Raw genomic sequence first — 6,425 nt, 5'->3', positions numbered from 1 at the left:
GGTTTCCCCATGTGAGAGTAGGTCATCGTCAAGATTAAATTCCGAAACCCCAATTGCGAAAGCAGTTGGGGTTTTGTTTTGGGCGCTCGAAAAGCATAAAGGGCGTTCATCGCGGCCTGAGGGTGTGCGGCCTTTCTATGCAATGCCTCTTCGCATGGCTATCATGCGTGCCTCATTGTGAGGCGATACCTGCATGCTTACGCTGTTAGAACTTCTGAAAGATGGCCGATTCCATTCCGGAGAGGCGCTGGGTGCCGCCCTGGGCGTTAGTCGCAGTGCCGTGTGGAAGCAGCTTCAGCTTCTTGAAGCCGAATTGAATCTACCTATTCATAAGGTGCGTGGTAAGGGGTACCAGTTGGCATCGCCGCTGGTGTTTCTAAATGCTGAAGAGATTTTGCGAAGTGCGCCGTCGTTGTCGTGGCCTGTCCATATCTACGATTCGATTGATTCCACCAACGCAGAGGCGTTGCGCATGGTTGATGTCGCGCGGGCTGTCCCGTTCCTGGTATTAGCTGAGCAGCAAATGGCCGGGCGGGGCAGACGCGGTCGAAAGTGGGTCAGTCCATACGCTCAAAACATCTATTACAGCCTGGTACTGCGTATTGAGGATGGCCTCCGGCAACTGGAAGGGCTGAGTCTTGTTGTTGGCCTGGCGGTCATTCAGGCTCTGCGAGAGTCGGGTGTTCAGGATGTCGTCTTGAAATGGCCCAACGACGTATTGGTCGGGCGCAAGAAAATCGCGGGGATATTGCTGGAGTTGGTTGGGGACCCGGCAGATATCTGTCACGTGGTTCTCGGCATCGGGATCAACGTGAATATGCAGAAGGCCGCCGAGGTTGACCAGCAATGGACGTCGGTGCAGCTTGAGGCGGGATCTGCTGTTGACCGTAACGCTCTGGTGGCCCGGGTCAGCTTGCAGCTCCAGCACTATCTCGATCGGCATAGGGCGTCTGGCTTTGCGGCCCTCCAGGAGGAGTGGGAGCGAAATCATGCGTGGCAAGGGCGGGCGGTATCACTTATCGCGGGTGTGAATCGCGTTGATGGAGTGGTGCTCGGTGTTGATCGTCAAGGTGCGTTGCGCTTGGACGTTGATGGTGTCGAAAAAACATACAGCGGTGGTGAGTTAAGCCTGAGGTTGCGTGATGATTCTTGAGCTCGACTGTGGGAATAGCTTTATCAAATGGCGAGTGCTGAATGTCGACAGGGTGGGCGCCTTCGCCGAGGGCGTGGTCGGTTCGAATGTCGCATTGATTGAGAGTTTGAATGCGGTGCCGGACATGTCGCTGACGCGTTGCCGGCTGGTGAGTGTTCGCGCCCTGGAGGAAACAGACAAGCTGGTCGAGACATTGATCGAAGCTTTTGGCATTACTGTCTCGTGTGCAACGTCAGCGGTGGAAATGGCGGGCGTTCGAAATGGCTATGACGACTTCGAGCGGCTGGGTCTGGACCGTTGGCTGGCGATCCTCGGCGGGTACAAGTTAGCCTCCGGCCCTTGCCTGGTGTTGGATTTTGGCACGGCGGCGACTGCAGATTTCATTGGTGTCGATGGCGAGCATTTGGGGGGCTTCATTTGTCCTGGCCTGCCGCTTATGCGCAACCAGCTGCGCACCCATACGCGCAAGATACGCTACGACGATGCGTCCGCTGAGCGCGCTCTGGAGCGTCTGTCGCCTGGGCGTACAACGGCCGAGGCGGTCGAGCGCGGCTGTGCGCTGATGCTAAGGGGGTTTGTGCTTACCCAGATCGAGCTTGCCAGGCGTTATTGGGGGGATGACTTCACGGTGTTCCTGACTGGCGGAGATGCTGATCTGGTCTTTGACACTGTGCCGCAGGCACGGCTTGTGCCGGATCTGGTATTTATTGGCCTGGCAATGGCGTGCCCTTTGCCCTGAGGTGCTTATGCGTTGGTTGTTTCTGCTTCTACTGATCCTCAATGTCTTCTATTACATATGGCATCAGCAAGAGGCGCCGTTGCGCGCCAAGGATGTCACTCCTCTGAGTCTTTATCGTGGCTCCCAGCAGGATATACGACTGCTGAGCGAGTCTTCCGAGGCGGTGGCCCGAAGGGATCGTGCGAAATCGCCCGACACGCAAAATACCTGCTTGTACATTGGTGGGTTTGCCGATCAGCGTCAGGCGCAATCCGTCGAACAGCGCCTCACCAGCCTGGATATAAAGGTCAAGGTCCAATTGCTGAACATGCCTGAAGCTACCGGTTATTGGCTTCGAGTGGCCCCTGAAAGCAGGCGCCTGGCGGATGATCTGCCCTTTGAAAACCTTGTTAAGGAATTCAATGAGTTAAAACATAAAATAATGCTGTGCGAAGGCATTGCAACTCTCGAATAGTTTGCATAGAATGGCGCCCGCTTCGCAGTGAAGACCTTTAAGGCCTTTGATGCGAAGCGAAGTCAGCGCAGCTAACCTCATAATTTAAATGAGAAAATGCTTGACAGAAGGTCGGCGTGATGTAAAATGCCGGCTCGCTTAGGAGGGGTTCCCGAGCGGCCAAAGGGATCAGACTGTAAATCTGACGTCTACGACTTCGAAGGTTCGAATCCTTCCCCCTCCACCATTTTAGCGTGAGCTGCAAGCTCCGCGGGTATAGTTTAGTGGTAGAACCTCAGCCTTCCAAGCTGATGATGCGGGTTCGATTCCCGCTACCCGCTCCAAGTTTGCAGGTTGTGCACGGTGTTTCGCTCTTGTAGCTCAGTTGGTAGAGCACACCCTTGGTAAGGGTGAGGTCAGCGGTTCAAATCCGCTCAAGAGCTCCATATAACAAGGCAGATATGAAAATATCTGCCTTTGTTTTAACAGCTGCCTCGGCTTGTATCGTGCTGTTTCTGGCGTTGGATGTCAGTGATTTCAAGTCTGTTGGGGTTGGTTGTTGTAAAGTCTTTTTCAGGCCTGCATAATGGTCGGCCTGATTTTGTTTTAGGTCAGTAGCTCAATTGGCAGAGCGACGGTCTCCAAAACCGTAGGTTGGGGGTTCGATTCCCTCCTGACCTGCCAGATTCACGTGGTGTGTCTGGCTTTCTTTTCACAGGATCTTCATAGATGACTCCTAAGGCTGAAGCTCAAAGCTCTCGTTTCGATCTGGTCAAGTGGCTCGCCGTAGTCGCCTTGGTGGTCGTAGGCGTTGTCGGCAATCAGTACTATTCTGCTTCGCCGATCCTGTACCGCGTTCTCGCTTTGCTGGCCCTTGCTGCTGTAGCTGCCTTTGTAGGCCTGCAGACTACCAAAGGCAAGTCTTTCGCGGTCCTGGTAAAGGAAGCTCGCACTGAAATTCGTAAAGTCGTTTGGCCGACTCGCCAAGAAACCACGCAGACCACATTGATTGTCGTGGCTGTTGTTCTGGTTATGGCGTTGCTGTTGTGGGGGCTCGATTCCCTGCTCGGCTGGCTTGTTTCCTTGATTGTTGGCTAAGGGTGTCCCGTGGCTAAGCGTTGGTACGTTGTGCATGCTTACTCGGGTTACGAGAAGCATGTTATGCGCTCTTTGCTGGAGCGCGTAAAGCTGGCAGGCATGGAAGATGGCTTCGGCGAAATTCTGGTTCCCACTGAAGAAGTGGTTGAAATGCGGAATGGCCAGAAGCGCAAGAGTGAACGCAAGTTCTTTCCTGGCTACGTGCTGGTGCAGATGGACATGAACGAAGGTACTTGGCACTTGGTCAAGGACACTCCTCGCGTCATGGGCTTCATTGGCGGTACTGCTGATAAGCCTGCGCCGATCACCGATAAAGAGGCGGAAGCAATTCTGCGTCGTGTTGCTGACGGTAGCGACAAGCCTAAGCCGAAGACGTTGTTCGAGCCGGGTGAGGTTGTTCGTGTCACAGATGGTCCGTTTGCTGATTTCAACGGCACTGTCGAAGAAGTTAACTACGAAAAGAGCCGGATCCAAGTGGCAGTACTCATTTTCGGTCGCTCTACTCCGGTAGAGTTGGAGTTCAGCCAGGTCGAGAAGGTCTAGCTGAGCAAGCATCCCAACCCCGCAGCCTAGGCTGTGGGGTTTTGTCGTCACTGGGATAAACGCGCAAGTAACCGGGGAGCCTTTCGAGGCGCTTGAACCCGTAATTGGAGTGCCTCATGGCCAAGAAGATTACCGCTTACATCAAGCTGCAAGTGAAGGCCGCTCAGGCCAACCCTAGCCCACCCGTCGGCCCAGCTCTGGGTCAGCACGGCGTGAACATCATGGAATTCTGCAAGGCCTTCAACGCCCGTACTCAGGGTCTTGAGCCAGGTCTGCCGACTCCAGTGATCATCACTGTATACAGCGACCGTAGCTTCACTTTCGAAACCAAGTCGACTCCGGCTTCGGTTCTTCTGAAGAAAGCTGCTGGTCTGACTAGCGGTTCCGCTCGTCCGAACACCGTTAAGGTTGGCACCGTGACTCGTGCTCAGCTGGAAGAAATCGCGAAAACCAAAAACGCGGATCTGACTGCAGCTGATATGGATGCAGCCGTGCGTACCATCGCCGGTTCTGCTCGTAGCATGGGCCTTAACGTGGAGGGTGTGTAATGGCTAAGCTGACCAAGCGCCAAAAGGCTATCGCCGGCAAAATCGAAGCGGGCAAGTCCTACAATTTTGTAGACGCTGCTGCCCTGCTGACCGAGCTGTCGACTGTCAAGTTCAGCGAGTCCGTTGACGTTGCTGTGAACCTGGGTGTTGACCCACGTAAATCCGACCAGGTCGTTCGTAGCGCTACTGTGCTGCCACACGGTACTGGCAAGACTGTACGTGTTGCTGTCTTCACCCAAGGCCCGGCCGCCGAAGCTGCTCTGGCCGCTGGCGCCGATCGCGTTGGTATGGACGACCTGGCTGCCGAAATGAAAGGCGGCGACCTGAACTATGACGTTGTTATTGCCTCCCCGGATGCAATGCGCGTTGTAGGTCAGTTGGGTCAGATCCTGGGTCCACGCGGCCTGATGCCTAACCCTAAAGTCGGCACCGTAACGCCAGACGTAGCTACCGCGGTTAAAAACGCCAAGGCTGGTCAGGTTCGTTATCGCACCGACAAAAACGGCATCATTCACACCTCCGTTGGCAAAGTCGGCTTTGATGCCGTCAAGCTGAAGGAAAACGTTGAAGCCCTGATCGCTGATCTGAAGCGTATCAAGCCTGCTTCCTCGAAAGGTATCTACGTCAAGCGCGTTACCCTGAGCACCACTATGGGCCCAGGTCTGGTCATCGACCAAGGCTCGCTGGACGTATAAGACACAGGTTGGCGCGAGCGATTGCGTCAATTGAAAGATTGGGGTCCCTGCCTGGCGGGGGCTATCCAAGACCGTAGGCGACGCAAGTCTTAAACCAACAAGCCTACGCAGATGGTGCTCCCGGTTCCTTACCGAATCAGACACCAAAACGACATCAGGCCTAGGCCGGATGAAACGGTAACAAGCAGGAGTTAAACCCGTGGCAATTAATCTCGAAGACAAGAAGGCCATCGTCGCTGAAGTCAACGAGGCTGCCAAAGCTGCTCTGTCCGCTGTCGTGGCTGATGCCCGTGGTGTGACAGTAAGCGCTATGACCGGACTCCGTAAAGAGGCTCGTGAAGCTGGCGTATACGTACGTGTTGTACGTAACACCCTGCTCAAGCGCGCTGTTGCTGACACTGAATACAGTGTTCTCAACGACGTGTTCACTGGCCCGACTCTGATCGCGTTCTCCAAGGATCATCCAGGCGCTGCTGCCCGTTTGTTCAAGGAATTCGCCAAGAGTCAGGATAAGTTCGAGATCAAGGCAGCTGCGTTCGAGGGCAAGTTCCTCGCAGCTAACCAAATCGACGTACTGGCAACACTGCCGACCCGTAACGAAGCTATTTCGCAGCTGATGAGCGTGATTCAAGGCGCTACCAGCAAGCTGGCTCGTACTCTGGCTGCAGTTCGCGAGCAAAAAGAAGCTGCCGCAGCCTAAGGCTGAGCAAATTCTCTCGCGTATTTTTGTTTATTTCGATGGCCGCGTAGGCCGTCCCCCAATTCAGGAAATACAGCAATGTCTATCTCCCAAGACGATATCCTCAACGCCGTAGCTGAAATGTCGGTTCTGCAGGTTGTTGAGCTGATCAAAGCTTTCGAAGAAAAATTCGGCGTTTCCGCTGCCGCTGCTTCCGCTGGCCCAGCTGTTGCTGCTGTCGCTGCTGAAGAGCAAACCGAATTCAACGTCATGCTGCTGGAAGCTGGCGAGAAGAAAGTAAACGTGATCAAGGCAGTACGTGAACTGACCGGTCTGGGCCTGAAAGAAGCCAAGGCAGTAGTTGACGGCGCTCCTGCCCAGGTTCTGGAAGCTGTGTCGAAAGACGCCGCTGACAAAGCCAAAGCTACTCTGGAAGAAGCAGGCGCTAAAGTCGAGCTCAAGTAAGCATCGACCTTGCGTCTCCAGCCCAAGCTTTAAGCTGAAGGCTGATGGCTGGTGGCTCTTGCCACCGGCCTT

At 54.7% G+C, this 6,425-nt stretch carries 9 protein-coding genes and 4 tRNA genes; all 13 read left to right on the top strand.

What is annotated here, in order from left to right; translation table 11 throughout:
- The first annotated feature begins 193 nt into the window (after positions 1-193).
- Positions 194-1,153, top strand: a complete 960-nt coding sequence (gene birA, locus BFQ04_RS00460; protein WP_065949096.1) for a bifunctional biotin--[acetyl-CoA-carboxylase] ligase/biotin operon repressor BirA — start codon at positions 194-196, stop codon at positions 1,151-1,153.
- Positions 1,143-1,892 (top strand): pantothenate kinase, encoded by a 750-nt coding sequence (locus tag BFQ04_RS00455; RefSeq protein ID WP_065949095.1) that lies wholly within the window; start codon positions 1,143-1,145, stop codon positions 1,890-1,892. The genes birA and BFQ04_RS00455 overlap by 11 nt, the downstream gene beginning before the upstream one ends.
- Positions 1,893-1,899: 7 nt before the next feature.
- Positions 1,900-2,346, top strand: coding sequence for a hypothetical protein (locus BFQ04_RS00450; RefSeq protein WP_065949094.1), 447 nt, complete (start codon positions 1,900-1,902; stop codon positions 2,344-2,346).
- Positions 2,347-2,487: 141 nt separating this feature from the next.
- Positions 2,488-2,572, top strand: a tRNA-Tyr gene (locus BFQ04_RS00445).
- 23 nt (positions 2,573-2,595) lie between these two features.
- A tRNA-Gly gene (locus BFQ04_RS00440) sits at positions 2,596-2,669 on the top strand.
- Between the two features lie 26 nt (positions 2,670-2,695).
- Positions 2,696-2,771 (top strand) — tRNA-Thr (locus BFQ04_RS00435).
- 162 nt (positions 2,772-2,933) lie between these two features.
- Positions 2,934-3,009, top strand: a tRNA-Trp gene (locus BFQ04_RS00430).
- Positions 3,010-3,054: 45 nt separating this feature from the next.
- Positions 3,055-3,423 (top strand): preprotein translocase subunit SecE, encoded by a 369-nt coding sequence (secE, locus tag BFQ04_RS00425; protein ID WP_053138319.1) that lies wholly within the window; start codon positions 3,055-3,057, stop codon positions 3,421-3,423.
- Between the two features lie 9 nt (positions 3,424-3,432).
- Entirely contained in the window at positions 3,433-3,966 is a 534-nt protein-coding gene (nusG, locus tag BFQ04_RS00420) for a transcription termination/antitermination protein NusG (protein ID WP_003176436.1), read from the top strand.
- Between the two features lie 116 nt (positions 3,967-4,082).
- Positions 4,083-4,514: a 50S ribosomal protein L11 gene (rplK, locus tag BFQ04_RS00415; protein WP_003176435.1), complete on the top strand. Its 432-nt coding sequence runs from the start codon at positions 4,083-4,085 to the stop codon at positions 4,512-4,514.
- Positions 4,514-5,209: a 50S ribosomal protein L1 gene (gene rplA, locus BFQ04_RS00410; protein WP_003176434.1), complete on the top strand. Its 696-nt coding sequence runs from the start codon at positions 4,514-4,516 to the stop codon at positions 5,207-5,209. The genes rplK and rplA overlap by 1 nt, the downstream gene beginning before the upstream one ends.
- A gap of 199 nt (positions 5,210-5,408) precedes the next feature.
- Positions 5,409-5,909 carry a 50S ribosomal protein L10 gene (rplJ, locus tag BFQ04_RS00405; RefSeq protein ID WP_056861893.1) on the top strand — a complete coding sequence of 167 codons (501 nt, stop codon included), beginning with the start codon at positions 5,409-5,411 and terminating at the stop codon, positions 5,907-5,909.
- Positions 5,910-5,987: 78 nt separating this feature from the next.
- Entirely contained in the window at positions 5,988-6,353 is a 366-nt protein-coding gene (gene rplL, locus BFQ04_RS00400) for a 50S ribosomal protein L7/L12 (RefSeq protein ID WP_003176432.1), read from the top strand.
- The last annotated feature ends 72 nt before the right edge of the window (positions 6,354-6,425 follow it).

Origin of the sequence: Pseudomonas sp. 37 R 15 (assembly GCF_900004865.1) — a bacterium.
Classification (GTDB): domain Bacteria; phylum Pseudomonadota; class Gammaproteobacteria; order Pseudomonadales; family Pseudomonadaceae; genus Aquipseudomonas; species Aquipseudomonas fluorescens_AM.
Note: the sequence above shows the minus strand (reverse complement) of the source record. Positions and strands in the feature narration are given on the sequence as shown.